The 15,358-nt window shown below is 69.1% G+C and carries 14 protein-coding genes; 13 read left to right on the top strand and 1 reads right to left on the bottom strand.

The genetic code is table 11. From position 1 onward, the window contains the following. Positions 1–4: 4 nt before the first annotated feature. The 4 genes from O7553_RS12195 (at position 5) to O7553_RS12180 (ending at position 3,442) form a co-directional block, all read left to right on the top strand. Entirely contained in the window at positions 5–796 is a 792-nt protein-coding gene (locus tag O7553_RS12195) for a pentapeptide repeat-containing protein (RefSeq protein ID WP_281554904.1), read from the top strand. 137 nt (positions 797–933) lie between these two features. After that, positions 934–1,359, top strand: coding sequence for a hypothetical protein (locus O7553_RS12190; RefSeq protein WP_281554903.1), 426 nt, complete (start codon positions 934–936; stop codon positions 1,357–1,359). Beyond that, on the top strand, positions 1,356–2,897 hold the full coding sequence (locus O7553_RS12185; RefSeq protein WP_281554902.1) for a hypothetical protein: 1,542 nt from the start codon (positions 1,356–1,358) through the stop codon (positions 2,895–2,897). The genes O7553_RS12190 and O7553_RS12185 overlap by 4 nt, the downstream gene beginning before the upstream one ends. A gap of 29 nt (positions 2,898–2,926) precedes the next feature. Further along, positions 2,927–3,442, top strand: a complete 516-nt coding sequence (locus O7553_RS12180; RefSeq protein ID WP_281554901.1) for a tetratricopeptide repeat protein — start codon at positions 2,927–2,929, stop codon at positions 3,440–3,442. Here O7553_RS12180 and O7553_RS12175 read toward each other — a convergent pair. Further along, positions 3,405–3,686, bottom strand: a complete 282-nt coding sequence (locus O7553_RS12175; protein WP_281554900.1) for a flavin reductase — start codon at positions 3,684–3,686, stop codon at positions 3,405–3,407. The genes O7553_RS12180 and O7553_RS12175 overlap by 38 nt on opposite strands. Positions 3,687–4,142: 456 nt before the next feature. Between O7553_RS12175 and O7553_RS12170 the strand changes: the two genes are divergently transcribed. The 9 genes from O7553_RS12170 (at position 4,143) to O7553_RS12130 (ending at position 15,356) form a co-directional block, all read left to right on the top strand. Continuing rightward, on the top strand, positions 4,143–5,030 hold the full coding sequence (locus O7553_RS12170) for a helix-turn-helix transcriptional regulator (RefSeq protein ID WP_281554899.1): 888 nt from the start codon (positions 4,143–4,145) through the stop codon (positions 5,028–5,030). After that, positions 5,020–5,202, top strand: coding sequence for a DUF397 domain-containing protein (locus tag O7553_RS12165; protein ID WP_281554898.1), 183 nt, complete (start codon positions 5,020–5,022; stop codon positions 5,200–5,202). The genes O7553_RS12170 and O7553_RS12165 overlap by 11 nt, the downstream gene beginning before the upstream one ends. Before the next feature lie 175 nt (positions 5,203–5,377). Beyond that, positions 5,378–5,638 (top strand): DUF6879 family protein, encoded by a 261-nt coding sequence (locus O7553_RS12160; protein WP_348650120.1) that lies wholly within the window; start codon positions 5,378–5,380, stop codon positions 5,636–5,638. 206 nt (positions 5,639–5,844) lie between these two features. Beyond that, positions 5,845–8,379, top strand: coding sequence for a lantibiotic dehydratase (locus O7553_RS12155; RefSeq protein WP_281554896.1), 2,535 nt, complete (start codon positions 5,845–5,847; stop codon positions 8,377–8,379). Positions 8,380–8,400: 21 nt separating this feature from the next. Next, positions 8,401–9,747 (top strand): radical SAM protein, encoded by a 1,347-nt coding sequence (locus tag O7553_RS12150; RefSeq protein WP_281554895.1) that lies wholly within the window; start codon positions 8,401–8,403, stop codon positions 9,745–9,747. Continuing rightward, positions 9,744–10,829: an agmatinase family protein gene (locus O7553_RS12145; RefSeq protein WP_281554894.1), complete on the top strand. Its 1,086-nt coding sequence runs from the start codon at positions 9,744–9,746 to the stop codon at positions 10,827–10,829. Before O7553_RS12150 ends, O7553_RS12145 begins: the two co-directional genes overlap by 4 nt. Then, positions 10,826–11,875: a hypothetical protein gene (locus O7553_RS12140; protein WP_281554893.1), complete on the top strand. Its 1,050-nt coding sequence runs from the start codon at positions 10,826–10,828 to the stop codon at positions 11,873–11,875. Before O7553_RS12145 ends, O7553_RS12140 begins: the two co-directional genes overlap by 4 nt. Then, positions 11,872–12,807 carry a PHP domain-containing protein gene (locus O7553_RS12135; protein ID WP_281554892.1) on the top strand — a complete coding sequence of 312 codons (936 nt, stop codon included), beginning with the start codon at positions 11,872–11,874 and terminating at the stop codon, positions 12,805–12,807. Before O7553_RS12140 ends, O7553_RS12135 begins: the two co-directional genes overlap by 4 nt. Continuing rightward, on the top strand, positions 12,804–15,356 hold the full coding sequence (locus O7553_RS12130; RefSeq protein WP_281554891.1) for a lantibiotic dehydratase: 2,553 nt from the start codon (positions 12,804–12,806) through the stop codon (positions 15,354–15,356). The genes O7553_RS12135 and O7553_RS12130 overlap by 4 nt, the downstream gene beginning before the upstream one ends. Positions 15,357–15,358: the final 2 nt, after the last annotated feature.

Below are 15,358 nucleotides of genomic sequence, written 5' to 3'. Positions count from 1 at the left end.
TCAGGTGGAAACGATCCGCACCGGCTTATCGGTCGGCGCGGGTTTCGGTGCCGCCGCCGCGCTGCTGCTGGCGTTACGCCGCCAGCAGGTCACCGAACGGACCCAGCAGGCCACCGAGTACGACGCGGGCGAGAAACGGGTCACCGAGCTGTATGTCAAGGCCGCCGAACAGCTCGGCTCCGACAAGGCACCGGTACGCCTGGCCGGCCTCTACGCCCTGGAACGCCTCGCCCAGGACAACCCGGTGCACCGGCAGAGCATCGTCGAGGTGATCTGCGCCTACCTGCGCATGCCGTACACCCCGCCGACCGAGGAGCAGGCAGATCAGAACACCGCCGAACCCGATACCGGCCAGGAACCGGGTGCCCCGAAGCAGCCTGACCCCCGGGAGGAGCGCCAGGTACGGCTGGCCGCACAGCGCATCCTCGCCCGTCACCTGCGGCCGACGACGCCGAACGGCACCCCGAGCCAGGCCTACTGGAATGGCATGACTCTCGACCTGACCGAGGCCACCCTCCTCGACACCGACTTCAGTAACTGCCATCTGAACGACGCCCGGTTCGTCGGGGTGACGTTCGCCGGCACCGCCCGCTTCGCTGAAGCGACATTCATCGGCATTGCCTGGTTCGACGGAGCGATGTACCAAGAAAAGATCGATTTCATTGATGCCCGCATCGGGGACGGCAATCGTGACAGCGATATGTGGCCGGCGGGGTGGCGGGTCGATCTCGACACGCGGCGGGTGGTGCGCGTACCGGTGGAGGAGGAGACAGAAGGGGACGCGGAGTCGGAGTGACGGCAGCCGTCACTCGTACAGGTGGTTCAGCGCGCCACGATCACCCCTGCTGTAGCGGATCCGACAGCGAGGCGGTCCGACTGGCTGGCGGTATGGGTCTACTGTGGTTGCCACCTCGGACGGACGGAGTGGCTGGCATGGTGGACATCGACCCGGTCGCGGCGGCGACCGGTGCCGCGTTGATCCAGGCGATCGCGACGGACGCGTGGGAGAAGGCTCGTGACGGGGCGGTCGCGCTGTGGCGGCGGGTACGCCCGCAGCAGGCCGACGCCGTCGCCGCCGAGCTGGCCGAGGTACGCGAGGAGGTCATGGCCGCTCGCCGCGACGGTGACACTGACGCCGAGCGGGGCCTGGTCGACGACTGGCAGCGCAAACTACAGCGGCTGATCCGCCAGGATCCGGCGTTCGCCGCCGAGCTGCGTCGCCTCCTCGACGACACCCTCACTCCCCTGCTGCCGCCCGCCGACCAGCAGCAGGTCGGCAGCATCACGATGACCGCCAACGCCAAAGACAACGCCCGCGTCTACCAGGCCGCCCGCGACCAGCACATCAACGAGAAGTGACCAACCCGGACATCCACCTGCACGGCGAGGCCAGCGGCCACGGGCAGGTGTTCCAGGCCGCCGGTGACCAGCACATCACCATTTACGAGCAGCGGCCGGCGTACCGGGTGGAGCGGTGGCAGCCGCAGCGGCCACCGGACCCGCGTACGTTGGTCGACCAGCCGAGCATGTTGCTCGCCGCCAACAATCAGGTGGTGCCGTTCACCGCCCTGCGCGACGCCGACCGCGCCGAGTTGGCCGCCTGGCGCGACGACCCGGCGCGTGGCGTGGCGGTGCGGCTGCTGCACGGTCCGGGCGGGCAGGGCAAGACCCGGCTCGCGGCCCAGTTCGGCGAGGACAGCATCGCCGCCGGCTGGGGGGTCGCGGTCGCCCGGCACCGCAGCCAACTCGCCGCCGACGACCCACCCGAGGCCACCCAGGTCACCGGGCGTGGCCTGCTGATCATCGTCGACTACGCCGAACGCTGGCCCGCCGAAGACCTGCGAGACCTGCTCAAGGACCGGCTGCTGCGCCAGGGAGTGCCGACCCGACTGCTGCTGCTCGCCCGTCCGGAGTCGACCCTGTGGCCGTACCAGCACGACCTGACGACACTCGGGTACGCGGCCGACGTCACGGCGCTGACCCCGGCCGCCGACAGCCCGGCGAACCGGCAGCGGATCTTCACCGAGGCAGCTGACCGGTTCGCCTACGCGTACGGAATCGACGACACATCAATCCAGCCATCGGCCGACCTGGCAAGCGGGGAGGCGTACCGGCAGATCCTGGTGATCCACATGGCGGCGCTGGTCGCGGTCGACGCCGCCGCGCGCCAGCGGACCGCACCGACCGGGGATTGGGACCTGTCGGCCTACCTGCTGCGCCGCGAGGTCGACCACTGGCAAAAGCTGTACGAGCAGCGGGCCAGCTTCGTCACGACCCCGCAGGTGCTGAGCCGTACGGTCTGCACGGCGACGTTGACCCGGCCGCTCGACTACGACGGCGGTATCAACGCCTTGACGACGGCCGGAGTGTGCACGCCGGACGCCGCCGACCAGGTCCTGACCGACCATGCCGTCTGCTACCCGCCGGCCGAGCCGGACAAGGTGCTGGAGCCGCTGTATCCAGACCGGCTCGGCGAGGACTTCGTCGCGCTGCGGCTTCCCGGTCACGGGGTGGCCGGCTCCCCTACCGATCCATGGTCCAGTACGGCGATCACCCGGTTGATCACCGACACCGACCCAGACGGCGCTGGTCTTCCACCCTGGTCGGCAGCGGCGTTGACGGTGCTGGTCGAGGTAGCCATCCGCTGGCCGCACGTCGCGTCTCGGCTCCTCTCCCCGCTGTTGCGTGACCGCCCTGAGTTGGCGGTCGCCGCCAGCGGAACCGTCCTGAGTTGGCGGTCGCCGCCAGCGGAACCGTCCTGGCCCGCATCGCGGACGTCGAAGCACTCGACATCGCCGCACTGGAGGCGATCGAGCCGCATCTACCGCAAGGTCTTCATGTCGGCCTGGCAGTTGCCAAAGCAGCCATCACGAAGCGACTCACGTTACATCGGCTGACCACCGCATATGAGCCGACGCGGGCGTCGTTGCTCAACACTCTCGGGAAGCAGTTGTCGGAGGCGGGCCGGCGCGACGAAGCGTTGACCGCCACCACCGAAGCCGCCGACATCTACCGCCGGCTCGCCCAGGCCAACCCCGCCGCCTACGAACCCAACCTCGCCGGATCGCTGAACAACCTCGGCATGATGCTGTCGGAGGCGGGCCGGCGCGACGAAGCGTTGACCGCCACCACCGAAGCCGCCGACATCTACCGCCGGCTCGCCCAGGCCAACCCCGCCGCCTACGAACCCAACCTCGCCATGTCGCTCTGGACCGAAGCCTGGGTACGGACAGCTAACCAGTACGAGCTGCCCGAGGCGTTGAAGGCCGCAACTGAGTCGGTCGGGCGCTACGAGAAGCTGTTCCAGCAAATCCCGATGGCGTACGCACGTGAGCTTTCCGGGGCGCTGGAGACGTTGGCGGACGTACTCGACGGGCTTGGTCGCGGGGACGAGGCAACAGCGGTCAGGGCTCGCCGGGACGTGCTGACAGACGAGCAATAGCCTCGGATTCGGCGACCTGATCGGGCCAGCGGAGGAACCGGCGGTACAGGTCCGGCGGGCTGAGCTGCTCGGCATCGCATTCCAGCAGGTCGTCGATCGCCTCGTACATTAGGGTGGCGAGGTAGACGCACATCCCGATCCGGTCGTTGGCCCAGTCGGCGGTGATCTCGATCTTCGCGGGTTCGCACGGCCATTCCGTACCGCACTCGCGACAATTCCAGTGTGGGCGGGACGCGATGTGCATCAGTGCACCCCGTTCACTCGGGCGCGCTGTCCGCGCGTCAACAGGCCGGCTACCCACACGTACTCGGTGGGGTGGTTCCATCGGGGGCCGCGATCCCACTGCGGCGACTGGTTCGGCGGCCGATCCGTCGGCTTCGGACGCGGGGCCGGCGTGTTGCGCAGGTACGGCGCGATGGTCGACGGCAGGTACTTGTCGGGGCAGGGCCAGCGCATTCCGCAGCGACAGTACCGGCCGAGTCGACGCCAGTTGCGGGCGTGTCGCGGCTCAAACCGTATCCGGTCGTCGCGTGTGGACCTCGATCCCATCTGTCAACCCTTCTCACAACACATTTCCCATGATCACTGAACTCTTCCTTCACATCATGCTTATTCGCCACCTGGCTCAGCGCAATCTCGCACCGGTAGGTTCGGACCTAACATCCACCCGCCATTACGCGACACGAGAGGACGGGGTTTCGTGGACGACACCGGCAGCACTGTCCCCCGCAGGCAACTGGGTCGATACCTGAGAGAGCTTCGTGAAGACGCTCATGTCACGGTCGCCGCAGCAGCCAAGGCGCTCGAATGGTCACCGCCGCGCATCTGGCGCTACGAGGGCGGCCAGGTGCCGATCCACCCGAACGACGCCGAGGCGATGTGCCGGCTCTACGGCGCACCCGCAGAAACGATCAAGACGATGCGCGACCTAGCCCGCGAGACCAAGTCACGCGGCTGGTACCACAGCTACGACCACGCCATCAAAGAATGGTTCAAGCTGTACGTCGGTCTCGAAGCCGCCGCTTCGACGATCCGTCAGTACGAGCCGAACGTCATCCCCGGCCTGCTCCAGTCCCTGGAGTACATGACCGAGATCATCACCACCGGAAACCCCGATCTCAAGCCCTCCGACCAACAGGCCAAGATTGAAGTCCGGTCCAAGCGGCAAAAGCTGCTCGCCCGTGTCGTCCCGCAGGCCCCTGACCTCGACGTGGTGATCGGCGAAGCGGCCCTACGCCGCCCCCTCAACGATCGGGCCGCGATGGCCCGACAACTGCGGCATCTCGCCGCCGTCGCCTCCCAACGCCACAACGTCACCGTCCGAGTCCTCACCTTCGCGGCTGGTCTGCCGATCAGGCCAGAGGTCGGGCCGTTCTCCATCCTGACCTTCCCCAAGGTCAGCGTCCGCCCGCCCGAGCCGACCACCGTCTACTCCGACGGCCCGTGCGGTGCCGTTTACCTCGACAAACCCGCCGAGATCGACACCTACGAGGACATCTGGTCGTCACTCAAGCAACAGTGCCTCCCCCCGCTAGAATCGACCGAGTTCATCACCCGGATCGCCAAGGAGTACGACGATGAAGGCTGACGGCGTCTGGCGTAAGTCCACCCGGTCCGGCGCCGACGGCAACTGTGTCGAGGTGGCCGGCCACCCGTACCGCGTCGCCGTCCGCGACAGCAAGGACCAGACCGGCCCGGTCCTCACCTTCGACACCGCCGCCTGGCAGCACTTCGTCGACACGGTGAAGACCCCACACTGACCCGCACCACTCCCGACCAACGACGAAGCCCTGGTCCGCCGGCAATGACGGAGCGTCGGACCAGGGCTTCGCGCCGTTCGGCGGCAGCACCCGAAACGGCATCCGAAGGTTCCTCACCCCGCGATGCCGCCAACATCACGCCCCACGTAGGGAAAGTTGATGCCGGCGGCATCACCTGTGGGCTGTCCGTGCCTCATGGTGGCGGCCGTGGCTGGACGTCGAGGCTGAGGCCACCCGACGCGGCATGGTGCTGCGACGGGCTCGAATCATCTCCGAGCCGATCAGCCCCTACATCCGTTACGAGTACGACGGGACCTGCACCAACATCGCCGCTGGCGAGCAGGCCCGATGGCTGCCACGGCGACGCACCGCCGACCTGCTGCTGCCCGGGGTGGATGGACGAACGGCTCGACTACATCTGCGGCCCGACGCTTGATCCCAGCCGGGCAATCCGACGCTGAGGCGGCCGACGCAGCGCCAGTCCTGGACCTTGCCGGCATCGGTCGTACAACACTCGTAATCCCATTGACTCCGATCTTCGTCTTGGGTTTACTGGACCTCACTGTCCTCGATCGAGCGACGCCGCACGTGTGTCGCGGATTTGACAGCCGTCTGGCAATGGCAATCAGGTAACGGGGGAATATGAGCATCGCTGCGCGCGCAGCGACCATCGGCCGATGGTCGCTCGCCCCGGTCGTGCTGCTACGGCAGGCGGGCTTTCCGCTTGCCGTGGCCGACGGCCTTCTCGACCCGGACTGCGCTGGCTACGCCGATGATGTGCTCGATCAGCGCGACACCACGTGGCGCCTTGCCCAGCGCCTCAAAGTTGCCCTGCGTGCAGCGAGGGCCGGGTGGCGCGGCGATCTCGCGTCCGGCGTCGGCATGCTGCGCCCTTTCCACGCGACTGATCTCGACCGGCTGCTGCGCGACCATCCCGGCGCGGTGGCCGGTGCCGCGACGGCATACCAGCAAGCGGCGACCGACCTCGACACCGCCTGGACCGCCTGGATCTCACGGCTTACGGCCGCGATCGACCGGAACCGCCGCGAGGTGATCCGGATTGCCGCGGAACCGGACTTCCAGCAGGTACTCCTGCTGTCCAACGACGCCCGGTACGCCGAGTTCATCGCCTGGCTCGAGCGAGGCGCCACCGGCTCGTCCGGCCACATCCGACGGATGACCGACTTGCTTACCATGTATGTGCAGCGAGTCACGACCAAGAACGAGACCCACTCACACTTCGGGCCGCTGGCGGTGGCTCGGGTGATCCCCGCCGCGACCGGTGTCTCATGGCGTGCCGGTCCGCTGCGCCGCGTCGCGCATCTCTCGCACTGGGCCGGTGAACGGCTCGCCGAGACGTTCAGCGGACGGCCAGGCAACCACGAGTTGGTGCGGCCCCGCCGACGGCCGTTGGCGTTTCTCGACGACGGAAGCCTCGTCCGGTACGCCTTCCGCGCCACCACCGGGATGCCTGACGGCTGGCGGTTCGAGGCCGTCTCCACCACACCGCTCGACGAGGACCAGCGGTGGCTGTGGCAGCACTGCGACGGCACACGCACGATCGGCGAGCTACGGGCGGCTTGGGGCGACCGGCAAACCCACCTGGACGACGTGCTCGACAGCCTGGTCCGGGCCGACCTGCTGATCGACCGCTGGGAAATCCCGATCGGCACCGCGGATCCCCTGCGGGCTCTGGCGGGACTGCTGCCCGACACCGACGACGACGCCCGGTCCGTGGCGTCCTTCCGCGAGCAACTCGACAGGTTCGCCGCCGCCCCCGCCGAACACCGGGCGCCGCTGCTGGCCCGGCTCAAGGAGGACTTCGCCGCCGTCACCGGCACCGTGCCCAACCGTGCCGGTGGTGCCCACTACGCCGACCGCGCAATCTTCTACGAGGAGGCGTACGGCCCAGTCAAGGATCTGCGCCTCGGCGGCGACATGGCCGCGCTGATCGCCGAGGAGCTGCGGATCGTCTACGACCTGGCCCTGACCGGACCCCGAATCCGCGTCCACCGCGAGCGCCGGCTGCTCGGCGAGTGGATGACCAACCGGTTCGGTGCGGGGACGAACGTCGGGCTCGACCGTTTCTACGCCGCGTTCTACGTCGATGCCGACGCCCTCGCCCGCCAATGCGAGCAGGTCGACGAGGAGATCGCGGCAGCCGGGCGCACCATCCTGGCGACCCTGCTGGAGGACTGGCGCCTCGGCGACGCTGAGGCGGTCACCGACCGGAGCCGGCTGGAGCAGACCCTGGCCGCGCTCGCCGTGCCGGAACCGGCGGTATGCAACCCCGACGTAATGATCGCCGCACCCAACGCCGCCGCGATCGGCCGCGGCGAGTTCCTCGCGGTCGTCGGCGACTGCCACGGCGTCCGCGAGGCACTGACCCACTCGAGTTTCGCGCCGCTGATCGCAGCCGAGGCGCCGGACATCCTCGACGAGGTGGTGCGGCGCTACCAGGAGCTGCTCGACGACGACGAACTCCTGGTCGACCTGTCCCGCTCCCACCCGGACAAGACCGGCGCGCAACTGACCTATCCATGCCCCGACCTGGAGGTCTATGGTCGATCGCCCAAGGGGCCCGGCGAGGTCCTGCACCCCGGACAGCTGTTTCTGACCGTCCGCGACGGCCGGCCCGAACTGCGTGCGCACGGAGTCGACCGGCGGCTGAGGCTACTCGCCCCGCTCGCGGGCGGACCCAGCATCCGCCAGGACCCCCTGTCACCGTTCGCGTTCCCCCGGCACTTCGGCGGGATCGGCCTGCACACCGATGACCGCGAACACCTGCCCCGGATTCGCTGCGGCCGAGTCGTGCTGCACCGGGCCCGATGGCGGCTGCCAGCGACCGCGCTGCGTGGCTGGAGCCCGGGCGTGCACCCGGCCTCAGGCGATGCAGCCGAGTTTCTGGCCGCTCGCGATCTGCGACGCCGCCGGGGCATGCCCGACACCGGCTTCGTGAAGATCCCCGGGGAGCCCAAACCCATCTTCGTCGACTGGAGGTCGCCGCTATTGGTGCGGCAGGTGTGCCGGCTGGCGCGTCGAACCGGACGCCCCGTGGACTTCAGCGAGATGTTCCCCGCCCGTACGGACCTCTGGCTCGACCTCGACGGCAAGCGATACACGAGCGAGCTGCGCTGTGCTCTCTTCTCCCGGGGTACCGGCGCGCAGCTCCCCTGACACGCACCCACTGGAGGAACTTTGCTGCGCGGCTGTGTGGTCCAACTGCCCTTCCCATCCACCGCGGCGCCCGACAGCCGCCTGTCCGACTACTACCTCGCCTACGACCAGGCGTTCCGGTCGTTCCTTCCCGAGTACTTCATCCCAGCCGACGGCTTGTGGGAGATGCCACTCTGGGTCGCCCACCTGACGGCTCTACTGGACACCGCCGGCATCGACTCCACGTTTCAGGACCTGTCGCGGATCCCCGCCGACGCCGCCGCCTGCACCGAGCCACTGATGGCCGCGACCAAACCCGGCGACCTGGTGCTGTGCTCCCCGCTGGCGCAGAATTTCCGGCTCGCCCTAGAGGTCGCCGGCCACCTGGAGGCCGCCGGCCGCCGGGTGGTCCTCGGCGGAAACATGGCCCCGCTGGCTCCGGAAGGCTCGGTACACCTGGTGCACCGAGGACAGCTCGACACCAGGTTCGTCCGGCGGCTCGTTGCCCTCGACTACAGCCGCAGGGCCAGCGAGAAACCCTTCGTCAAGGGCCTGTCGGAGGAGCGCATCACCTGGATGCCCGACTACCGGCACCTCGGCGGCTATCGGGGCCAGGTGCCGCTGCTGCGCCTCAACGCCAGCCACGGCTGCCTATACGAGTGCGCTTTCTGCGGTGACGCGTGGAGTAAGAGCCTTACCTTGGTGGATCGCAAGGCCCTGGAGGCCGAGGTCGACGATCTCGCCACCCGATTCCCGGATACCCGGCTGATCTACATCGGCGACAAGACGTTCGGCCAGTCCCGTGAGGCAGTGCGCAACCTCATCGACGTGTTCTGTGACCGACCCGGCTACCGGTTCATCGTGCAGACCCATGTCCTGCAGGTGAAGCAGCAGGTCCTCGACCAGATGCAGGAACTGGGCGTGGTGGCGGTGGAACTCGGCTTCGAATCGGCGGACTCGGGGATGCTCAAGCGGCTGGGCAAGCTGTCGCGCGGACTCGACCACTACACCGGCCGGATCCGCGAGCTCAGCGACGCGGGCTTCAAAGTGGTGCTTAATCTGATGGGCGGCCTCGACGAGGAGACCGAGGAGTCGCACCGGGTGACGCTGGACTGGCTCGACGAGAACCGCGACCGGCTGTGGCTGTTCAACCTTTACAACTTCGTCCCGTACCCCCTGGTACCGGACTTCCCCCGGCTGCGCGGCCGGATCTTCGACTGGGACTTCGCCAACTGGCGCGAAGACGCGCCGGTCGTCTACCGCCCGGCGTACCTGACCCCGCAGCGCAGCTGGGAACTGTTCCACGAAAAGGTCGCCACCGCCCACCGCATCGTCCGCGGCGGGTTGGCAGGTGCCCTCGCCGCAACCAGCGATTCGGAGGCGCGATGAGCGAGCTACCAGATTTTGAGGCCCTACAGAACAGCGTCAAACCTGACGACTTCGAACAGGACCCGCTGCCCGGCTGGGCGGGACTGGGTACGCTGTTCGGCGCGCCCGACGCCCGTGGCGCCACCCCCGATCTCGGCGGGGAAGGCTGGGCCGTGGCCGGCATACCGTTCGACGGCACGGCCAGCTCCCGACCCGGCGCGGCCGAGGGCCCCCGGGCAATCCGCCAGGCAAGCCTGGTCTTCGCCAGCTACCTGAACAGCCTCGGCGAGTGGCAGATGCTGGACACCCGCCGCGGCGACACCTTTCGCTACCGGGCACCCCGGATCGCCGACGTGGGCGACCTGCACACCTACCCCACCAACACGGTCAAGACGTTCCAGGCGGTCGCCGCCGAGGCACGCCGGGTCAGCGCCGCCGCCCCGCACGTTATCTTCCTCAACGGCGACCATTCCTGCACGTTTCCGACGTTCGCCGGGTTCCGGGCCGGCCGGCTCGACAACGGCCCGAAGCGGTTCGGATTCATCAACATCGACCACCACTTCGACTTCGGCAACGTAAATGTGCTGCACGGGCCGCTCTACCACGGGTCGAACTCCCGCCGGATCAGCGAGATTCCCGGCATCCGGCCCGAAGACATCGCATTCGTCGGCGTCGGTGATGTCACCAAGTACGACCAGTTCCGCAGCCTGCTCGACCGGGGCTTCCACGTGGTGCCCGGCGCCCAGATCCGCCGCGACGGCGCGGCGGCCGCGCTTGCCCCGGTGATCGCGCGGCTCGGAGAACAATGCGATACCGTGTACATCTCGCTCGACATCGACGTGCTCGACAGCGCGTCGGCCACCGGCACCGGGCACGTGACCATGGGCGGCATCAGCGTCGGCGAACTGCTAGACGTGTACGAGGAACTGCGCGCATTGCCCGTCGTCGCGCTCGACATCGCCGAGGTCTCCCCCCGCTACGACCCGTCGGGCAGCACCGCCCAGATCGCCGCGCACCTGCTGTTCAACTTCCTGTTCCGCACCGACTCGCAACCCTCCGGACTTGCACCCTGGACCCCCGGCAGTACTCAGGAGCAACGATGAGATTCGCCCCCGCCGCCGCATTCATCGACTGCTCCGACCTGCCGTCGGCCGCCGAGCGGGAACGTCCGGACCTCGCCGACCGGCTCAGCGGCCGGGCCGTCGACCTGCTGCACGACATCGGGTTCGCGGTGTTCCGGATCGGACGGCTGCGGCTGGGCGTCGATGAGAGCCGACGGATCGCCCTGGATCTGGCACAGCGGATCCGCCGGACACTGATTTTCCGCGGTGCTCCCGCAGACATGCGGCTGGAGGTGGATAAGCCCCAGAGCACCTACGTGCCGGCCGGATTCTTCACCCGCACCCTGCTACCCCACCACGACGGCCAGCACTGCTCCTACCTGACGCCCAGCCGGCTGGACATGCCCGAGTGGGACCCGGCCATGCGTGAGTTCGGGACCACCGGATACACCACGACCCCGGCGCACAAGATGTACCAGGGGATCTTCCTGGCCGACCCCGGCGAGGGCTTGAGCGTCACCACGTACTACGACTGGATCTCGATCGTGCACGAGGTGCTGGGCGCACGGGGCATCAAGGACGCCGACGACACGGTCACGGCCGCCCGGTGGCTGGGGGAGAACCTGCGTACGGCCGTGCTGCGCCAGCCGGAGCACGGCTGCCCCTACCCCTCCTATGGCGCGATGCTGGGGTTGGGCGAGACGATGTGGCACGGCCTGTCCTTCCACCATAGCGAGAGCCCGCTGAGTTCGGCGGACGCCGAGCGCTTCCCGGCCGCCGTGCCGCTGTCACGGCGCTGTGCGTGCGGGCGATGCGAGGGCGACGCCGCGCGCCTGTTCTGCCACATGATGCTGTCGGCGACCGGTTCGACGTGGAGCGAGCTGCGCGAGCGCTGGGAGGTCGCCGCCCCCGGTGAACACTGTGACCTGCTGATCGGCCACAACCTAGCCATGATTCACGGTGGGTTGCGGGGCGGGCCCGGTCGCGTCCTCGAACCACTGTGCATGGTGGTCGACAAGCCCGAGGGTACCGAGTACGAGCGCTGGCTGTCCGCGGCCTGGCGGCGTTCGCTACCGATGCCGTCGTGACCCGTGGCGTCCCGTCGGCCGTCGCCACTCCGGTCGACCTGCACGTGCACACCTCGCGTTCCGACGGTGACGACGCACCAGCACAGGCTGCGGCGTACTGCCTGGCTGCCGACCTGCGTGTGGTGGCGGTGGCCGACCACAACACGATGAGCGGCATCGCGCCGTTCAGCGCGGCGGTGGGTGGCGCGGCGACCGTCGTGGCCGGCTGCGAGATCACCGCCGATTGGGAGGGTGAGGAGGTGCACTGCCTCGCATACTTCGTCGACCCCGCCGACGCCGCCTTCGCCCGGCGGGTGCGCTCGGTACACGACGCCGAGGCCACCTGGTGGCGAGCCTGGATTGAGCGGGTGCAGGCGATCGGGGTGCCGCTCACCGAGGAAGACGTCGACGCCGCACTCGGCGACGACCGGGTCGCCTACGTGGGCGACTACCTGGCGCTGCTGGCCCGCACCGCTGGCGACGACCCGCGGTTCGCCATCTACGGGCCCGGCACGTACGGCGCCATCGCGCGGGACTGGTGCCGCCCGGGCCAGCCACTGCACGTGCCCGCGCCCTGGCGGCCCGCACTGACCGAGGTCCTGTCGTGGATCGGCGAAGCCGGCGCCGTGGCGGTCCTGGCCCACCCGGCGGCCCTGCTGTCCGCACGCGACGACGCCGCGTGCCGTGTCCTGCTGGACACCTGGGCCGACGCCGGCCTGGCCGGAATCGAAGTGTGGACCAGCTGGCACCGGCCGGCCGACAGTGCCCGGCTGGCACAGCTCAGCGCGGCCGTGGGCCTGCTCGCCACGACCGGCTCCGACTATCACGGCCCACGGCTCAAACCCTGGGTGCCCACGCCGGGTCGGGTCCCGGTCGTGGGCCCCGACCCAATGGCGATCGTTGACGCCCTGCACGAGCGCCGGACCGCCCGCGTGACCAAGGCAGGCACATGACCACTGACACACATCCGGCAAGCGTCGAGATGAACGCGTCCGACCACGCCTGGCATCTGGTGCCGACCGTCGTGCTGCGGCAGGCGGGATATCCGCTGGAGATGCTCGATCCGCTTGTCGACGCCGAACAGGCGTCTCGGGCGGTCTCGCTGACCGAACGCCGTGAGCGTCTGGCCGAACTGGCCGCCACCGCCAAGGCGGTGCTCCGCCGGCACCGTAAGGCTGGCACGCAGCGACTCGCCTCCGAGATCGGGCAGCTCCGCCCGATCACCACCGAGGACCTCGCCCCGGTACTCGACGCCCTGCCCGACACCGAGAGCGGTCCGTTACGCGCGTACCGGGACGCGGCCGCCGCGCTGCACACCGACTGGCAGGTGTTCCGCGACCAGCACCGGGAACGGCTTGACGCCGCCGGCGACGCGGTGGCGCGGGCCTTCATCGAGGACTCTCTGCGCCAGGTGCTGCTGCTGTCCAACGACGCCGCCTATCCCACTCTTGCGGCCTGGCTGGACGGCTACCACGGCGAGCCGGGACGGCACACCCGCAAGATGACCGACCTACTCACCATGTATCTGCAACGGATCACCACCAAGAACGAGACACACTCGCATTTCGGCCCGTTCACGGTGGGCCGGGTCGGCACGACGCCCGGCATCACCTGGACGGGGGAAGGGCCGCTGCGGCGCACAGCGTTCTTCACCCACTGGGCGGCCGAACGGCTCGCGCTCGCCGCCGGGGAGATGCCCGGCATGCTCGACCACGTCCGGCCCCGCCGGCGACCACTCACGTTCCTACGTGACGGTCGCATCGAGGCGTACGCCTTCACTACCCGCGACGGTCTGGACGCCGAGTGGCACTTTCGACAGCAAGGCGACTGGGACGTGACACCCGGTGAACAGTGGCTGTGGGAACGCGCCGTGGGCGCTCGTACCGTCGCCGACCTGCGCGCGGAATGGCCATTCCCGGAACCTTTCGAGGAGGTCTTGCGGCGTGCCGTGGACGATAAGTGGCTCACGGCCGAGTTCGAGGTGCCGGTCGGCGACGCCGCGCCGCTGCGCCGCCTGCGGGAGCTGCTGCCTCACGACGCCGCGCACGCCGCGCCGATGCTGGCCGCCGTCGACGCGTTCGAACAGGACCTGCTGCATTTCTCGGCCGCGCCCCCGGCCCAGCGCCCCGCCGTGCTAACCGCAGCCAAGCGGCGTTTCGAGGAGCTGACCGGGGTGCCCGGCAACCGCAACAGTGGCCTGCACTACGCCGACCGCAGCATCCTGTTCGAGGAGGCGCACAGCCGGCTGCGCGGGCTGACCATCGGACCCGACGTGGCCGACTTTCTCACCACCGAGCTCGCCGTCGTCTATGAGCTCGTGCTGGCTGGGCCGCGCCTGCGGATGCGGCGTGAACGCGAGGTGCTCACCCGGTGGGTGCGCGACACGTTCGGCACCGGCGTGGAGGTGCCACTTGACCGCCTGTACGCCTGCTCGTTCGCCGACCTGGATCGGCTGGCCCGCGACTGCGCGCCGATCGAGGCGGAACTGGTCGAGCTGGACGAGGTGATCCTGCACGCGCTGATCGGGCCGGACACCGACCGCCCGGAGGTGGTGGTTCCCCGGGACGTACTGGAGGGGATCATCGCGGCGCACCCGGCCGACCCGCCCGCGTTGTGCAACCCCGATGTCCTGTTCGCCGCCCCGAGCCAGGCCGCGTTGGCGCGCGGCGCGTTCACCGCCGTGATCGGCGACTGCCATGCGGTCCGTGAAGTAATCACGCACACCAGCTTCGGTCCCCTGGTGCAGGAGCTCGACCCGCGCCTGCTGCCGGAGGTGTACCGGGGGTACCAGTCGCTGCTCGACGGCGACGAGATCCTGGTCAACCTGTCCCGCGGGCACCCGGACAAGTCCTCCACCCAGCTGGTCTACCCCTGCCACGATCTCGAAGTGTTCGGGCGTTCGGCGCAGGATCGCGACCTGGTTCTGCAGCCCACCCAGCTGTACCTGATCATCAATGGCGGGCGCCTGGAACTGCGGGCCCACCACGTCGAGGGACGGTTGCGGCTGATGGCGCCGCCAGCCGGAGGCCCAAGCATCCTTCAGGATCCGCTGTCACCGTTCGCCTTTCCGCGCCATTTCGGCGGCGTGGCATTGCGGGCCGCCTCCCTGACGCACGTGCCCCGTATCCGGTGCGGGCGGGTGATCCTGCAACGGGAGACCTGGCGGGTGCCGTCCGAGCGGCTGCGTGGTGTGACCCTCTCCGGCGACCGGATCGCCGCCGATGACGCTGCGGAATATCTCGCGGCGTGCCGGCTGCGCGCCGAGTTGGGCCTGCCGCGTCACGTCTTCGTCAAGGCGCCCGGTGAGCCCAAACCCGTCTACGTCGACTGGGAGGCGCCGCTGCTGGTACGCCAGCTGTGCCGGATCGCCCGTCGCGGCGCGGGGCTTTTGGAGGTGTCCGAGATGCTGCCGTCCCCGGACGAGCGGTGGTTCGAGACCGGCGGCGTCCGGTACACGACCGAGATTCGGTGCGCGCTGTTTTCGGCCGGGTGGCACGGGTGACG

Source organism: Solwaraspora sp. WMMA2059, assembly GCF_027497315.1.
Lineage (GTDB): Bacteria > Actinomycetota > Actinomycetes > Mycobacteriales > Micromonosporaceae > Micromonospora_E.
This window is presented reverse-complemented; position numbering and strand designations above follow the sequence as displayed.

What these genes read in the sequence shown, in the direction of transcription:
- O7553_RS12190 (WP_281554903.1), top strand. Translation starts at nt 934, where the DNA reads ATGGTGGACATCGACCCGGTCGCGGCGGCGACCGGTGCCGCGTTGATC.
- O7553_RS12175 (WP_281554900.1), bottom strand. Translation starts at nt 3,686, where the DNA reads ATGCACATCGCGTCCCGCCCACACTGGAATTGTCGCGAGTGCGGTACG.
- O7553_RS12165 (WP_281554898.1), top strand. Translation starts at nt 5,020, where the DNA reads ATGAAGGCTGACGGCGTCTGGCGTAAGTCCACCCGGTCCGGCGCCGAC.
- O7553_RS12155 (WP_281554896.1), top strand. Translation starts at nt 5,845, where the DNA reads ATGAGCATCGCTGCGCGCGCAGCGACCATCGGCCGATGGTCGCTCGCC.
- O7553_RS12145 (WP_281554894.1), top strand. Translation starts at nt 9,744, where the DNA reads ATGAGCGAGCTACCAGATTTTGAGGCCCTACAGAACAGCGTCAAACCT.
- O7553_RS12140 (WP_281554893.1), top strand. Translation starts at nt 10,826, where the DNA reads ATGAGATTCGCCCCCGCCGCCGCATTCATCGACTGCTCCGACCTGCCG.
- O7553_RS12130 (WP_281554891.1), top strand. Translation starts at nt 12,804, where the DNA reads ATGACCACTGACACACATCCGGCAAGCGTCGAGATGAACGCGTCCGAC.